Source organism: Sulfurimicrobium lacus, from assembly GCF_011764585.1.
Classification (GTDB): domain Bacteria; phylum Pseudomonadota; class Gammaproteobacteria; order Burkholderiales; family Sulfuricellaceae; genus Sulfurimicrobium; species Sulfurimicrobium lacus.
In genome coordinates this window covers 3,355,674-3,371,033 of record NZ_AP022853.1, presented here as the reverse complement: position 1 = coordinate 3,371,033, position 15,360 = coordinate 3,355,674, and the positions used below count along the sequence as shown (strand labels likewise).

Genomic DNA, 15,360 nt, shown 5'->3' with positions numbered 1-15,360 from the left:
TATAATTCGCGGCATGAAAACCCCGTTCCAGACCGTTGCCCTGATCGGCAAATACAACAGTGCCGAACTGAGCGAACCGCTGCTGCGGCTGGCGCATTTTCTGCAGCAGCGCAAGCTCGAGGTGCTGCTTTCGCAGCAGACCGCCGAGCGCATCGGCAACGTGCCCTATGCCGCAGTGAGCATGAAAGAGATCGGCGCGCGCGCGGACCTGGTGGTGGTCATGGGCGGCGACGGCACCATGCTCAACATCGCTCGCGAGCTGATCGAATACGACGTGCCGCTGGTAGGCGTGAACCAGGGGCGCCTGGGTTTTCTCACCGATGTTTCCATCGAGGACATGCTGGAGACCATGGATGAAATCCTCGAAGGAGAATTTGCCGCCGAGGAGCGCTTCCTGCTCAATGCCGTGGTGCGCCGGCAGGGGCAGCCGGTTTACCAGGCCTATGCGTTCAACGACGTGGTGGTGAGCAAGGGTACCTCGGGACGCCTGATCGAACTCGAAGTGTTCATCGACGGCCAGTTCGTTTACAGCCAGCGTTCGGACGGCCTGGTGGTGGCCACGCCCACCGGCTCGACGGCCTACGCGCTGTCCGCCGGCGGGCCGATTCTGCACCCCACGCTGGAGGCGATGGTGCTGGTGCCGATTTGTCCCCATACCTTGAGCAACCGCCCGATTGCCGTCAACAGCCACAGCGTGATGGAAGTTCTGCTGCTGCACGCGGTGGATGCCAGCGTCAACTTCGACGGCCAGAGCCACATCGACTTGCAGCAGAACGACTGGGTGGTGGTGCGCCGTTCGGAAAACAACATCCGCCTGCTCCATCCGCTCGGCCACAGTTATTACAATACTTTGCGCCAGAAGCTGCGCTGGGGCGAGAAGCTTTAAGGAACCTCTGATTAAGTCAAACGCGGATCGCGTTACATCGAAAACAGGCTTGAGCAAGGCGCGCGACGCAGGTCGTAGCCGAGCCTACGACGCCAAGGAGCGCAACGCGGGGCAAGCCTGTTTTCGATGTAACCCGAAGGGACGGGGTATTGCGGGCGCCATGCGGCGTCAAGAGTCACTTGTGCAGAATGACTGCACGGCGCGCCTCTTTCCTTGCCTGGCATCCCGCAATACCCCGTCGCGACAGCGTTTGACTTAATCAGAGGTTCCCTAATGCTCCTTTCTCTCAGCATCCGCGATTTCGTCATCGTTGACCGGCTGGAGCTGGAATTCAGTTCCGGATTTACCGTGCTGACCGGCGAAACCGGCGCCGGGAAATCCATCCTGATCGACGCGCTGGCCCTGGTGCTGGGCGAGCGGGGCGATGCCGGTGTGGTGCGCGCCGGCTGCGAGCGCGCCGAGCTGGCGGCGGAATTCGATATCGGCAAGCTGCCCCAGTTGCAGTCCTGGCTGGATGAAAACGATCTCGCCGGCGACCCCGGGGTGTGCCTGATGCGCCGCAGCATCGATGCCACGGGCCGTTCGCGCGCCTTCGTCAACGGCAATGGCGTAACCCTGCAACAGATGCGTGAAGCAGGCGAATACCTGGTGGACATCCACGGCCAGCACGCCCATCAATCCCTGCTTAAGCCCGCGCTGCAGCGCGACCTGCTGGACGCTTACGCCGGGCAGGTCGCGCTGGCGCGCGAAGTGGCCCTGGACTACCGTGGCTGGCAGGGTTTGCGCGAGCGTCGCGTGGCTTGGGAAAAAGACTCGGTGGCGGCGCTGGCGGAACTGGAACAGCTGGAATGGCAGGTGCGCGAACTGCAGGGGCTCGATCTTGGCCCGGAGGAATGGCCGGAACTGCAAGCGGAGCATGCCCGGCTTGCGCATGCCGCCAGCCTGCTGGAAAGCGCCCAGTTCGGCGTCGAGCTGCTCGCCGACGGCGATCTGGCGCTGCTGTCGCAACTCAACGGCCTGATCGGGCGGCTCAACAAGGTGCTGGAGTACGATGCCGCCTTGGGCGAGCCGCTGGCTATTCTCGATTCGTCGGCCGCGCAGATGCAGGAGGCCGCCTACAGCCTGCGGCATTATGCGCAACGTCTGGATCTGGACCCCGAGCGGCTGCGCGAAGTCGAGCAGCGCATCGAGGCGCTGCACGGCATGGCGCGCAAGTACCGGGTGATGCCGGAAGCCTTGCCGGCTTTGTTGCAGGAGCGTGAAGAGCGCCTCGCGGGGCTGCAGCACATGGGCTCCGCTGCAGAGCTGCGGCAGCAGGAGGACGCGGCTCGTGAGGTCTATCTGGCCAAGGCTGCCATCCTGAGCGAGGAAAGGCGGCGCGCCGCCCAAGAGCTAAGCGCGCGGGTGAGTGAGGCGATGCAGCAACTGGCCATGGCGGGCGGATGCTTCGAGGTGGCGCTGCATGTTCTGGAGGAGGGCGATGCCCACGGTCTGGAGCGGGTCGAGCTCCTTGTGAGCGCCCACTCCAGTCTGGCGGCAAAACCCCTCGCCAAGGTGGCTTCCGGCGGCGAACTGTCGCGTATCAGCCTGGCGATCCAGGTCATGACCAGCAAGGTGGCGGCGGTGCCGACACTGATATTCGACGAGGTGGACGTGGGCATCGGCGGCGGCGTGGCCGAAGTGGTGGGAAAAATGCTGCGCGGGCTGGGTGCCGAGCGCCAGGTGCTGTGCATTACCCACCTGCCCCAGGTGGCGGCGCTGGGCGACCAGCACTGGCAGGTGGCCAAGTGCGTCAGGGACGGTCAGGTGTTAAGTCAGATTTCGCTGCTGGAACACGAACAGCGCATCGAAGAAATTGCGCGCATGCTGGGCGGTGTCGAAATTACCTCGACGACGCGCCGTCATGCGGCAGAGATGCTGGGCGTGTCCTAAAGGGTGTGTTAACACGCCCTAATTCAAGTTTTGTGCGGGCAATCGGTCTTGAGGCAGTCGGCGTAAAGATAAAGCGAGTGTTCCTGGATGCGGAAGCCCCGTTCCTTGGCGATCTGCTCCTGGCGCCGTTCGATTTCCGCGTCGTAGAATTCTTCTACCATGCCGCACTGCAGGCACACCAGATGGTCGTGGTGGCGCCCCTGGTTGAGCTCGAATATCGCCTTGCCGCTTTCGAAGTGGTGGCGCACCAGCAGGCCGGCCGCCTCGAACTGGGTCAACACGCGGTAAACCGTCGCCAGCCCCACGTCCACCCCCTCGGCAAGCAGAATGCGGTACACGTCTTCCGCCGCGAGGTGGCGCACTTCGCTGGTCTCGAACAGGTTGAGAATCCTCAGGCGTGGCAGGGTCGCCTTGAGGCCGACGTTTTTCAGATCATTGGGCTGACTCATGCTGTGTGCTCGAAGCGTCAAATTGGGCTATCATAATATAAGTCTCTTACGAACAACAAAAGCCCGTACATGCGCCTATCTATTCTAGTTTTGGTTTTACTCCTGCCAGCCTGTTCCTACATTCCCATGGCGCCGTCGGTTTACAAAATCGATATCCAGCAGGGAAATGTGGTGACCCAGGAAATGATGTCCCGCCTCAAGCCAGGCATGACCAAGTCCCAGGTGCGCTTCGCCCTCGGCACGCCGCTGGTGTCCGATGTCTTCCACCCCGACCGGTGGGATTATGTCTACCGCTTCCAGAAAGCCGGCGTGCTGACGGAGCAGCATCACGTTACCGTGGTGTTCGAGAACGATCTGCTGAAGCGAGTGGAAGGCGATGTGGTGCCGGCGAGCAGTGACAAGCCGGCGACGGCGGCGCCTGCTGCCGAAGAGAAGCCGGCAGCCAAGGTGGAATGACCATGTTGAATATCGCAATTGCGGGCAGTTCCGGACGCATGGGGCGCGCGCTGCTGGAGGCCGTGACCCAGACGCCTGACATGCGCGTTCATGCCGCGCTCGAACGCGCGGGCAGCCCCTACCTGGGCAAGGATGCCGGAGAAATGATCGGTGCGCCCAACGGCGTCGTGATACGCGACGATGTGGCCGGGGCATTGCAGGGCTGCGACGTGCTGATCGATTTCACCCGCCCTGATGCGACGCTGCAGCACATGGAACTATGCCGCACGCGCGGGGTGAAGATGGTGATCGGCACCACCGGCTTTACGCCCGAGGAAAAGGAAAAGATTCTGGCCGCCAGCCACGATTGCGGCATCGTTTTCGCGCCCAACATGAGCGTCGGCGTCAATCTGTTGTTCAAGCTGCTGGATACCGCTGCTCGGGTGCTGAACGAAGGCTACGATATCGAGGTCATGGAGGCGCATCACCGCCACAAGGTGGATGCTCCTTCCGGTACTGCCCTGCGACTGGGCGAAGTGGTTGCTCACGCACTGGGGCGGGATCTGGCCGATTGCGCGGTGTACGGGCGCGAAGGCGTGACGGGCGAGCGCTCGCCGTCCACCATCGGCTTCGCCACGGTGCGCGGCGGGGATATTGTGGGCGACCATACGGTTTTGTTCGCCGGCATCGGCGAGCGCGTGGAAATTACCCACAAGGCCAGCAGTCGAGCCACTTTTGCCCTGGGCGCCCTGCGTGCCGCGCGCTTCCTTGCTGGACGGGGTGCCGGGCTGTATGACATGCAGGACGTGCTCGGACTGCGATAAAAAAGATTCGCGCCAGCGATGCCTCGTCCCCCTCTCCCGCAGGGTGGGAGAGGGCAGGGGTGAGGGGAACGATCACGGCGCGCTGCGCCGGGGTCGTTGATATAAGCCCAAGATTACAGTATAATTTCGCAAAATTAATGGGGCGGGATGGGCGACAAACCTGTCCCGCTTTTCATGTCCGGGGGGCGATCCAGCCGCCCGGGTTCGGATTCGGAGAGTTCTTGTGCCGCAACACCAGCCAGCCATTCTCGTGCTTGCAGATGGAACAGTGTTTCGCGGTATTTCCATTGGCGCCTCGGGTCACTCCGTGGGCGAAGTGGTTTTCAATACTGCCCTTACCGGTTATCAGGAAGTCATCAGCGATCCTTCCTATTGCCGCCAGATCGTTACCCTGACTTATCCCCATATCGGCAACGTCGGGACCAACCCGGAAGATGACGAGGCCGGCCAGATTTTTTCCGCCGGACTGGTGATTCGCGATTTGCCCCTGTTGTCCAGCAACTGGCGCCAGACAGAAACCCTGCCGCAATATCTCAAGCGCAACAACGTGGTGGCCATTGCCGAGATCGATACGCGCAAACTGACGCGCATCCTGCGCGACAAGGGCGCGCAGAGCGGCTGCCTGATGGCGGGGGAAGTGGATGAAGCCAGGGCGCTGGAGCTGGCGTGCGGTTTTGCCGGCCTGGCCGGCATGGACCTTGCCAAAGTGGTCTCCCGCACCGAGCCTGAAGTGTGGCTCGAAGGCGAGTGGCGGCTCGGGGGCGGGTTCCAGTCCCAGGATAATCCCCGCTTTCATGTCGTGGCCTACGATTACGGCATCAAGCGCAATATCCTGCGCATGCTGGCGCAACGCGGTTGCAAGGTGACGGTACTGCCCGCCCAGACGCCGGCGGAAGAGGTTTTCAAGCTCAATCCGGACGGCGTGTTCCTGTCCAACGGCCCCGGCGACCCGGAGCCGTGCGATTACGCCATTGAGGCGATCCAGAAAATTCTGGAAAAGAAAATTCCCGTCTATGGCATCTGTCTCGGCCACCAGTTGCTGGCCCTGGCCTCCGGCGCCAAGACTGTGAAGATGAAGTTCGGCCACCACGGCGCCAACCACCCGGTGCAGGACCTGGACAGCGGCCGGGTCATGATTACCAGCCAGAACCACGGCTTTGCGGTGGACCCGGACACGCTGCCGGCCAATTTGCGCGTGACCCACAAGTCCCTGTTCGACGGCAGCAATCAGGGGCTGAGCCGCACCGACGTGCCGGCGTTCAGCTTCCAGGGGCACCCCGAAGCCAGTCCCGGTCCGCACGACGTTGATTATTTGTTCGACCGCTTCATTTCCTTGATGCAACAGCAAAAGTGAGGAGTGAGGGGTGAGGAGTGAGGAGTAGGGCGCGGACTTTCGCCTCACTCCTCACTCCTCACCCCTCACCAAAGAAATGCCAAAACGTACCGACATCCATAGCATCCTCATCATCGGCGCGGGCCCGATCGTCATCGGTCAGGCTTGTGAATTCGACTATTCCGGCGCCCAGGCGTGCAAGGCTTTGCGCGAAGAGGGCTTCCGCGTCATCCTGGTCAACTCCAATCCGGCCACCATCATGACCGACCCGGAAATGGCCGATGCGACCTACATCGAGCCGATTACCTGGCAGGTGGTGGAAAAAATCATCGAGAAAGAGCGCCCCGACGCACTGCTGCCCACCATGGGTGGACAGACCGCGCTCAATTGCGCGCTCGACCTGGCCAAGCATGGCGTGCTGGAAAAGTACGGCGTGCACATGATCGGTGCCACCAAGGAGGCCATCGACAAGGCCGAGGACCGGGAAAAATTCAAGAAGGCGATGGAAAAAATCGGCCTCGCCTGTCCGCGTGCTGCGATTGCGCACAGCATGGAAGAAGCTTTCCAGGTGCAGGCCATGGTCGGCTATCCCACCATCATCCGCCCTTCCTTCACCATGGGCGGTTCCGGTGGCGGCATCGCCTACAACAAGGAAGAGTTCGTCGCCATTTGCGAACGCGGCCTGGAAGCTTCGCCGACGCGCGAACTGCTGATCGAGGAATCGCTGATCGGCTGGAAAGAATACGAGATGGAGGTGGTGCGGGATACCAAGGACAACTGCATCATCATCTGCTCGATCGAGAATTTCGATGCCATGGGCGTGCACACCGGCGATTCCATCACCGTCGCGCCGGCTCAGACCCTGACCGACCGCGAATACCAGATCATGCGCAATGCCTCCCTGGCAGTGTTGCGCGAAATCGGCGTGGAAACCGGCGGCTCCAACGTGCAGTTCGGCATCAACCCCAAGGACGGGCGCATGGTGCTGATCGAGATGAATCCGCGCGTGTCGCGTTCCTCGGCGCTGGCATCCAAGGCCACCGGCTTCCCGATCGCCAAGATCGCGGCGAAACTGGCGGTCGGCTATACCCTGGATGAATTGCAGAACGACATCACCGGCGGCGCCACGCCGGCATCTTTCGAGCCCAGCATCGATTACGTGGTGACCAAGATCCCGCGTTTCGCCTTCGAAAAATTTCCCCAGGCCAACAGCCGGCTGACCACCCAGATGAAATCGGTGGGCGAGGTGATGGCGATCGGCCGCACCTTCCAGGAATCGCTGCAGAAAGCCTTGCGCGGGCTGGAAACCGGCAACGACGGGCTGGATGAAAAAACCACCGACATGGGCACGCTGGAAACCGAACTGAGCGAACCCGGCCCGGAACGCATCTGGTACATCGCCGACGCCATGCGCTGCGGCATGAGCCAGGAGCAGATCCACAAGTTGACGCATGTCGACCCGTGGTTCCTGGCGCAAATGGAAGACCTGATCAAGCAGGAGCAATCGCTGTCCGGCCGCAAGCTGGCTGATTTGAGCCGCGACGAAATACGCCGCTTCAAACGCAGCGGCTTTTCCGACAGTCGTCTGGCCACGCTGCTCGGCGTGACCCAGCATGAAGTGCGCAAAACGCGCCAGGCTCTGGGCGTGCGTCCGGTGTACAAGCGCGTGGACACCTGTGCCGCCGAATTCGCCACCCACACCGCCTATATGTACTCGAGCTACGAGGAAGAGTGCGAGGCCGCGCCCACCGACAAGAAGAAAATCATGGTGCTGGGCGGCGGGCCGAACCGCATCGGTCAGGGCATCGAGTTCGATTATTGCTGCGTGCATGCCGCGCTGGCGATGCGCGAGGACGGTTACGAGACCATCATGGTCAATTGCAACCCGGAAACCGTGTCCACCGACTACGATACTTCCGACCGTCTGTACTTCGAGCCGCTGACGCTGGAAGACGTGCTGGAGATCGTCCATGTCGAGCAGCCCTACGGCGTGATCGTGCAGTATGGCGGCCAGACGCCGCTCAAGCTGGCACGCGACCTGGAAGCCAACGGCGTGGCCATTGTCGGCACCACGCCGGACATGATCGACGCAGCGGAAGATCGCGAGCGCTTCCAGAAGTTGCTGCACGATCTCAAGCTCAGGCAGCCGCCCAACCGTACCGCGCGTACCGAAGCGCAGGCACTTGCCGCTGCAGTGGAAATCGGCTACCCGCTGGTGGTGCGCCCCTCCTACGTGCTGGGCGGGCGGGCGATGGAAATCGTGCATGAGCAGTCCGACCTGGAGCGCTACATGCGCGAGGCGGTGAAAGTTTCGAACGATTCGCCAGTGCTGCTCGACCGCTTCCTCAACGACGCCACCGAAGTGGACGTCGATGCCATCTGCGACGGCACCGACGTGCTGATCGGCGGCATCATGGAACACATCGAAGAGGCTGGGGTGCATTCCGGCGATTCCGCCTGTTCTCTGCCGCCCTACAACCTGAGCCAGGCCTTGCAGGACGAGTTACGCCGCCAGACCGTGGCGATGGCCAAGGGCCTCAACGTGGTGGGGCTGATGAACGTCCAGTTCGCCATTCAGGGCGAGACGGTTTTCGTGCTGGAAGTGAACCCGCGCGCCTCGCGTACCGTGCCGTTCGTTTCCAAGGCTACCGGCCTGCCGCTGGCGAAAATCGCTGCGCGTTGCATGGTGGGCCAGACGCTCAAGCAGCAGGGCATCACCCGCGAAGTGATCCCGCCCTACTATTCGGTGAAGGAAGCGGTATTCCCCTTCATCAAGTTCCCCGGCGTGGACCCGATTCTCGGCCCGGAAATGAAATCCACCGGCGAGGTGATGGGCGTCGGCAGCACCTTCGCCGAAGCTTTCCTCAAGTCCCAGATGGCGGCGAGCGTCAAGTTGCCGTCCGGCGGTAAGGCGCTGATCAGCGTCAAGAGTGGCGACAAGGAAAAGGTAGTGGACATCGCCCGCAACCTGGTCAACCTGGGCTTCGGCCTGTTTGCCACGCGCGGCACGGCGGCCGCGATCCAGGCAGCCGGTATTCCGGTTACGGCGGTGAACAAGGTGCATGAAGGGCGTCCGCACATCGTCGACCTGATCAAGAACGGCGAGATCAGCCTGATCATCAACACTGTGGAAGACAAGCGGGCGGTGCAGGACTCCTATGCCATTCGCCATGCCACACTGCAGCAGCGGATTACCTACTACACCACCATGTCCGGTGCGCGCGCAGCCTGTGTCGGCATGCAGTACATGAAAGAATTGCAGGTTTATGGCCTGCAGGAATTGCATAAACGCCTGAATTGAGTTGGCGCCAGCTATGAATTATGCGGATTGGGGTGACCCGATCCGCATTGTTATTTGATTTCAAGGAAATAGAGTAATGAGCAAAGTTCCCCTGACTGTCCTGGGTGCCGAGTTGTTGCGCGCAGAATTGCAGAACCTGAAAAACGTGGAGCGGCCGAGCGTCATTGCCGCGATCGCTGAAGCCCGTTCCCACGGGGATCTTTCGGAAAACGCCGAATACGATGCGGCCAAGGAGCGCCAGAGCTTCGTCGAAGGGCGTATCGCCGAGGTCGAAGGCAAGCTATCCAACGCGCAGATTATCGATCCCAAGCTGCTCGACGCGGAAGGTCGTTGCGTGTTCGCGTCCACTGTGGATCTCGAAGACCTGGAAAGTGGCGACGAGGTGACTTACCAGATCGTCGGCGATGACGAAGCCGATATCAAGCAGGGCAAGATTTCCATCGGTTCGCCGATCGCGCGCGCCCTGATCGGCAAATCGGCCGGCGACGTGGCGGAAGTCCAGGCGCCGGGCGGCATTCGCGAATATGAAATTCTGGACGTGAAGTACATCTGATGAACCGCTTCGCCGATAAGTTTGCACTGGTAGCCGTCACTCTGTGGGTGGGAGCGCTCTGGGCCATCGGCTACCTTTCCGCCCCGGTGCTCTTTTCTGCGCTTGCGGATAAAACCATGGCGGGAATGCTGGCGGGCAAGATGTTCACGCTCGTCGCCTACATCGGCATGGCATGCGGCTTTTACCTGCTGATCCACCGTCTGGCGAGCTACGGCAGCACCGCGCTGAAGCAGGGATTCTTCTGGGCCGCATTGGTGATGCTGCTGCTGGCCGTTGCCGGGCATTTCGGCATTCAGCCGATTATGGAGGGGCTCAAGGAGCAGGCGCTGCCCAAGGGCGTGATGGAAAGCATGTTCCGCGATCGCTTCGCGCGCTGGCACGGCATTTCCAGCATCGTTTATCTGGTGCAGAGCGTACTCGGACTGGTGCTGGTCCTGGCACCGCGAAAAGGCTAATCTTTCGGCAATACGATCCGGGGTTTTTGTGCCGGCTTGTAAATCACCAGGGTTTTGCCGATATGCTGTACCGGTGCGGCTTCCAGCGTGGCGCAGATTTCCGCCAGCATGCTTTCCCGCTGTTCGCGGTCGCCGCCAGCCACTTTGATCTTGAGCAGCTCGTGGATGTTCAGGCTGTGCTCTATTTCTTTCATGACGCCAGGCGTCAGTCCGGCATCGCCGATGAGAACCACGGGGCTGAGCGAATGGGCCTGGGCGCGCAGAAAACGGCGTTGGCCGGGGGTGAGATTCAACATACTTGATGGTCCAAAAAATGCGACAGTTTAACCTAGAAAGCCCATGAAACGAACCCGAACCAGCAAAGGCTGGATGCGCGAGCACGTCAACGATCCCTATGTGCAACTGGCGAAGAGAGAGGGTTACCGTTCCCGCGCGGCCTACAAGCTGATGGAGCTGGACGAACGCGATCATCTGCTCAAGCCCGGTATGACGGTGGTGGACCTGGGGGCTGCCCCCGGTGGATGGACCCAGGTAGCTGCGAAAAAAATCGGCGCCGGCGATCCTTCGCGTGGCGGCATGCTGGTCGCCTTCGATATTCTGCCCATGGATCCGGTGCACGGTGCCGTTTTCATTCAGGGCGATTTCCGTGAAGACACCGCGCTGGCCCAGCTCGAGGAGGCGCTGCACGGGCGGGACGTGGACCTTGTTATTTCCGATATCGCACCCAACATCAGTGGCATCGGCGTGTCAGACCAGGCGCGCAGCATGCATCTGGCCGAGCTGGCGCTGGAATTTGCCGCACAACACCTGAAACCCGGCGGCGTCTTCGTGGTCAAAGCTTTCCAGGGCGAGGGTTTCGACGAATATGTGCGCGAGATGCGCACGCATTTTGCGCAGGTGGTGGTGCGCAAGCCGAAGGCGTCGCGCGACCGAAGCACCGAGGTGTACATGCTGGGCAAGGGGCTGCAGTCCGGCAGCAAATAAATCACCCCGTACGCGGACCAATGAGTTTAAAATTCAATTAATTTATAGATGCTGGTTGCTAAGGAGCAAGCTTGAACAACCTGATGAAAAACATCGCAATCTGGCTGGTAATTGCGCTGGTACTGATGACTGTATTCAACCATTTCGGTGCGCGCCAGGCAATGCAAAGCCCGCTGGAGTATTCCCAGTTTCTCGAAGAAGTGAAGCAGGGCAAGGTCTCCAAGGTGACCATCGAAGGGCATGTTCTCAAGGGCGTGCAGGCGGACGGCAAGCGCGTCACCACGTACGCGCCTTCCGACCCGTGGATGGTTTCGGACCTGCTCAAGAATGGCGTCATCGTTGAAGCCAAGCCGGAGGAGGAGCCCTCCTTCCTGATGAATATCTTCGTCTCGTGGTTCCCGATGCTGTTGCTGATCGGCGTGTGGGTGTTTTTCATGCGGCAGATGCAGGGCGGCGGCAAGGGCGGCGCTTTTTCGTTCGGCAAGAGCAAGGCGCGCCTGCTTGACGAGGCGACCAACACGGTGACTTTCGCCGACGTGGCCGGCTGCGACGAGGCAAAGGAAGAAGTGTCCGAGCTGGTCGAATTCCTGCGCGACCCCACCAAGTTCCAGAAGCTGGGCGGTCGCATTCCGCGCGGGGTGCTGATGGTGGGCAATCCCGGAACCGGTAAGACGCTGTTGGCGAAGGCGATTGCCGGCGAGGCGAAAGTGCCGTTCTTCAGCATTTCCGGCTCCGATTTCGTTGAGATGTTCGTCGGCGTGGGCGCGGCACGGGTCCGCGACATGTTCGAACAGGCCAAGAAAAACGCCCCGTGCATCATCTTCATCGACGAAATCGACGCTGTCGGCCGTCAGCGTGGAGCAGGCTTGGGCGGCGGCAATGACGAACGCGAGCAGACGCTCAATCAGTTACTGGTGGAAATGGACGGTTTCGAGGGCACCGCCGGGGTGATCGTGGTTGCCGCAACCAATCGTCCGGATGTGCTGGATCCGGCCTTGTTGCGTCCAGGCCGTTTCGACCGCCAAGTGGTGGTGCCGCTGCCCGACATCCGTGGCCGCGAGCAAATCCTCATGGTGCACATGCGCAAGGTGCCGATCGCGCCCGATGTGAAGGCCGATATCCTGGCACGTGGCACGCCTGGCATGTCCGGTGCGGATCTGGCCAACCTGGTAAACGAGGCGGCACTGTTTGCCGCACGCTTCAACAAGCGCCTGGTGGACATGGAGGACTTCGAAAAGGCCAAGGACAAGATCATCATGGGCGCCGAACGTCGCTCCATCGTGATGCCAGAAGAAGAGCGCAGGAATACCGCTTATCACGAGTCCGGCCATGCAGTGGTGGCGCGCCTGCTGCCCAAGACCGACCCGGTGCACAAAGTCACCATCATCCCGCGCGGCCGCGCCCTGGGCGTGACCATGCAGTTGCCGGTCGAAGATCGCTACAGCCTGAACCGTGAGGGCATCCTGCAGAACATCGCGGTATTGTTCGGCGGGCGCATTGCCGAGGAAGTGTTCATGGGCCAGATGACTACCGGCGCCAGCAACGACTTCGAACGCGCCACCGAAATGGCGCGGCGCATGGTGACGCAATGGGGCATGAGCGATGCATTGGGCCCCATGGTTTACGGCGAGAACGAAGGCGAGGTGTTTCTCGGCCGTTCCGTGACAACGCACAAGAACGTGTCCGAAGCCACGATGCAACAGGTGGATAAGGAAATTCGCCGTATCATCGATCAACAGTATGCCTTGGCACGCAAGCTGATCGAGGACAATCGCGACAAGATCGAGGCCATGACTAAAGCGCTGCTGGAATGGGAAACCATCGATGCTGACCAGATCAAGGACATCATGGACGGCCTTGCCCCGCGCCCACCCAAGCCCAGTCAAAGCATGCCCACTCCGCCCAAGGACAATACGCCGAGCGCGCCGGCCACCACCACGCCGACTCCCGCCCAGGAAGTCTGATATCGGTGAGGGGTGAGGGGAGTGCCTCTCCTTGCCCCTCACTTCTCACGCCTCTCCAATATGCTTCGTTGCGGACGCTTCAATCTTTCGCTGGATCGCCCTCTTGTCATGGGCATCGTCAACGTCACGCCCGATTCCTTTTCGGATGGCGGCAAGTTCCATAGCACCGAACAAGCCATTGCCCATGCGCTGCGACTCATCGAGCACGGTGCCGACATGCTCGATATCGGCGGCGAATCGACCCGCCCAGGCGCGCAATCGGTTTGCGCGGCAGAGGAACTGGAGCGCATTGTGCCGGTACTCGAGGGCCTGGCGCATTGCGGCTTGCCGCTTTCGGTCGATACCTTGAAGCCCGAAGTGATGCGCGCCGCGATACAGGCCGGGGCGGACATGATCAACGATGTCAATGCGCTGCAAAGTCCGGGTGCGTTGCAAGCGGTGGCGGATTCCGGGGTGGGGGTGTGCCTGATGCACATGCAGGGCGAGCCGCGCACCATGCAGCACGATCCTATGTATCAGAATGTGGTGACGGAAGTGAAGGCGTTTCTTGCCGCCCGCATCGAGGCAGCGGAACAGGCCGGCATCGCCCGCGAACGCATCGTGATCGACCCCGGTTTCGGTTTTGGCAAGGCGCTGGAGCACAACCTGGCCTTGTTGCGCCAGCTCGATGCGTTCCAGTCACTTGGGGTGCCGCTGCTGGCCGGCCTGTCGCGCAAATCCATGCTGGGCGCACTGACCGGCCTGGACGCAGGGGAAAGAATGGTGCCAAGCGTTGTCGCGGCAGTGATTTCTGCCATGAAGGGCGCTAAAATTTTGCGCGTACACGATGTGAAAGAAACCAGACAAGCACTGCAGATCGTCACTGCAGTCGAGGGGGCAAGATGAACAGAAAATATTTCGGTACCGATGGTGTGCGCGGCAAAGTGGGCGAGGCTCCGATTACGCCGGACTTCGTGATGCGGCTGGGCAACGCGGCGGGGCGCGTGCTGGCGGCGCAGGGTAGCAGCGGCAAGGGGGAGCGCCCCAGCGTGCTGATCGGCAAGGACACGCGGATCTCCGGTTACATGCTGGAATCGGCTCTGGAGGCCGGGTTGTCCGCCGCCGGCGTGGACGTGCTGCTGCTCGGTCCGATGCCGACACCCGGGGTGGCTTACCTTACCCGTGCCCTGCGTGCTCAGGCCGGGGTTGTGATTTCAGCGTCGCATAATCCCTTTGAAGATAACGGCATCAAATTTTTCTCCGCCAGCGGCAACAAACTGTCGGACGCAACCGAGCAGGCTATCGAGGATGAGCTTGAAAAACCGCTGTGCACCATGCCTTCGGCCCAATTGGGTAAAGCCAGGCGGGTTAACGATGCCGCCGGGCGCTATATCGAATTCTGCAAGAGTTCCTTTCCCAACGAACTCGATTTGCGCGGCATGAAGATCGTGGTGGATTGCGCCAATGGTGCAACTTATCACGTCGCTCCCCCAGTGTTCCATGAGCTGGGCGCAGAGGTGATTGCGGTTGGAAACCAGCCGGACGGCCTGAATATCAACCGGGATTGTGGCTCGACCAAGCCGGACGCCTTGGTAGCGGCGGTTCAGCAATATGGCGCCGATATCGGCATCGCGCTGGATGGCGACGGTGACCGGGTGATGATGGTGGATGCTTCCGGCCAGCTTTTTGACGGCGACCAGTTAATTTACGCGATTGCCAAATTTCGCCAGGAGCAAGGCTTTCTCAAAGGCGGGGTAGTGGGCACGCTGATGACCAACCTGGCCATGGAGCACGCACTGGCAAAGCTGGGCATCCCCTTTGCGCGCGCCAAAGTGGGCGATCGCTATGTGCTCGAACTTATCCAGGAGCGAGGCTGGTACCTGGGCGGCGAAAATTCCGGACACATCCTGTGCCTTGACCGGCATACAACAGGGGACGGCATCATCTCTGCCCTCCAGGTCCTGGAAGCACTTAAACTGAGCGGCAAGAGCCTGTCCGAGTTCATACAGGAGTTGGTGCTCTATCCGCAGATTCTGATCAATGTGCCGATCGCCAAAGGTTTCGATTTCCGCGCCAGTGCTGCGGTACAGACAGCGGTTTCACAAGCGGAGCGCGCTTTGGATGGTACGGGGCGCGTGCTGTTGCGGCCTTCCGGCACCGAACCCCTGTTGCGGGTGATGGTCGAGGGCCAGTCGGAAGCGGATGTGCGTCAATGGGCCGAGACGCTTGCTTCCGTAGTGCGCGAATCCGCCGCCCGCTAGCGAT

At 61.1% G+C, this 15,360-nt stretch carries 14 protein-coding genes; 12 read left to right on the top strand and 2 right to left on the bottom strand.

Features of this window, described 5'->3' with window-relative positions:
• The first annotated feature begins 13 nt into the window (after positions 1-13).
• Positions 14-886 carry an NAD kinase gene (locus SKTS_RS16415; RefSeq protein WP_173067535.1) on the top strand — a complete coding sequence of 291 codons (873 nt, stop codon included), beginning with the start codon at positions 14-16 and terminating at the stop codon, positions 884-886.
• Positions 887-1,159: 273 nt separating this feature from the next.
• Positions 1,160-2,818 carry a DNA repair protein RecN gene (recN, locus tag SKTS_RS16410; protein WP_173067532.1) on the top strand — a complete coding sequence of 553 codons (1,659 nt, stop codon included), beginning with the start codon at positions 1,160-1,162 and terminating at the stop codon, positions 2,816-2,818.
• Positions 2,819-2,841: 23 nt separating this feature from the next.
• Here recN and fur read toward each other — a convergent pair whose 3' ends face one another.
• Positions 2,842-3,267: a ferric iron uptake transcriptional regulator gene (gene fur, locus SKTS_RS16405; protein WP_173067530.1), complete on the bottom strand. Its 426-nt coding sequence runs from the start codon at positions 3,265-3,267 to the stop codon at positions 2,842-2,844.
• Between the two features lie 171 nt (positions 3,268-3,438).
• Here fur and SKTS_RS16400 point away from each other — a divergent pair, with 171 nt between their 5' ends.
• The 6 genes from SKTS_RS16400 (at position 3,439) to SKTS_RS16375 (ending at position 10,168) form a co-directional block, all read left to right on the top strand.
• Positions 3,439-3,723 carry an outer membrane protein assembly factor BamE gene (locus tag SKTS_RS16400; protein ID WP_244617375.1) on the top strand — a complete coding sequence of 95 codons (285 nt, stop codon included), beginning with the start codon at positions 3,439-3,441 and terminating at the stop codon, positions 3,721-3,723.
• A complete protein-coding gene (gene dapB / locus SKTS_RS16395; RefSeq protein ID WP_173067526.1) occupies positions 3,720-4,526 on the top strand; it encodes a 4-hydroxy-tetrahydrodipicolinate reductase in 807 nt (268 codons plus the stop codon). The genes SKTS_RS16400 and dapB overlap by 4 nt, the downstream gene beginning before the upstream one ends.
• A gap of 223 nt (positions 4,527-4,749) precedes the next feature.
• On the top strand, positions 4,750-5,880 hold the full coding sequence (carA, locus tag SKTS_RS16390) for a glutamine-hydrolyzing carbamoyl-phosphate synthase small subunit (protein WP_173067524.1): 1,131 nt from the start codon (positions 4,750-4,752) through the stop codon (positions 5,878-5,880).
• A 76-nt stretch (positions 5,881-5,956) separates the two neighbouring features.
• Entirely contained in the window at positions 5,957-9,160 is a 3,204-nt protein-coding gene (gene carB / locus SKTS_RS16385) for a carbamoyl-phosphate synthase large subunit (RefSeq protein WP_173067522.1), read from the top strand.
• 76 nt (positions 9,161-9,236) lie between these two features.
• A complete protein-coding gene (gene greA / locus SKTS_RS16380; protein ID WP_173067520.1) occupies positions 9,237-9,713 on the top strand; it encodes a transcription elongation factor GreA in 477 nt (158 codons plus the stop codon).
• Positions 9,713-10,168 carry a DUF4149 domain-containing protein gene (locus SKTS_RS16375; protein WP_173067518.1) on the top strand — a complete coding sequence of 152 codons (456 nt, stop codon included), beginning with the start codon at positions 9,713-9,715 and terminating at the stop codon, positions 10,166-10,168. Before greA ends, SKTS_RS16375 begins: the two co-directional genes overlap by 1 nt.
• Here SKTS_RS16375 and yhbY read toward each other — a convergent pair.
• A complete protein-coding gene (gene yhbY / locus SKTS_RS16370; RefSeq protein WP_173067515.1) occupies positions 10,165-10,464 on the bottom strand; it encodes a ribosome assembly RNA-binding protein YhbY in 300 nt (99 codons plus the stop codon). The genes SKTS_RS16375 and yhbY overlap by 4 nt on opposite strands.
• Positions 10,465-10,507: 43 nt before the next feature.
• On the opposite strand from yhbY, the gene SKTS_RS16365 reads away from it, so the two are divergent.
• The 4 genes from SKTS_RS16365 to glmM all read left to right on the top strand — a co-directional run bounded on the left by SKTS_RS16365 (position 10,508) and on the right by glmM (position 15,356).
• The gene (locus tag SKTS_RS16365) at positions 10,508-11,152 is read left to right on the top strand and encodes an RlmE family RNA methyltransferase (RefSeq protein WP_173067512.1); all 645 of its coding nucleotides are present in this window, start codon (positions 10,508-10,510) and stop codon (positions 11,150-11,152) included.
• A 71-nt stretch (positions 11,153-11,223) separates the two neighbouring features.
• Positions 11,224-13,116, top strand: a complete 1,893-nt coding sequence (gene ftsH, locus SKTS_RS16360; protein WP_173067509.1) for an ATP-dependent zinc metalloprotease FtsH — start codon at positions 11,224-11,226, stop codon at positions 13,114-13,116.
• 60 nt (positions 13,117-13,176) lie between these two features.
• A complete protein-coding gene (gene folP / locus SKTS_RS16355; protein ID WP_173069368.1) occupies positions 13,177-14,001 on the top strand; it encodes a dihydropteroate synthase in 825 nt (274 codons plus the stop codon).
• Entirely contained in the window at positions 13,998-15,356 is a 1,359-nt protein-coding gene (gene glmM, locus SKTS_RS16350; protein ID WP_173067506.1) for a phosphoglucosamine mutase, read from the top strand. The genes folP and glmM overlap by 4 nt, the downstream gene beginning before the upstream one ends.
• Positions 15,357-15,360 lie beyond the last annotated feature (4 nt).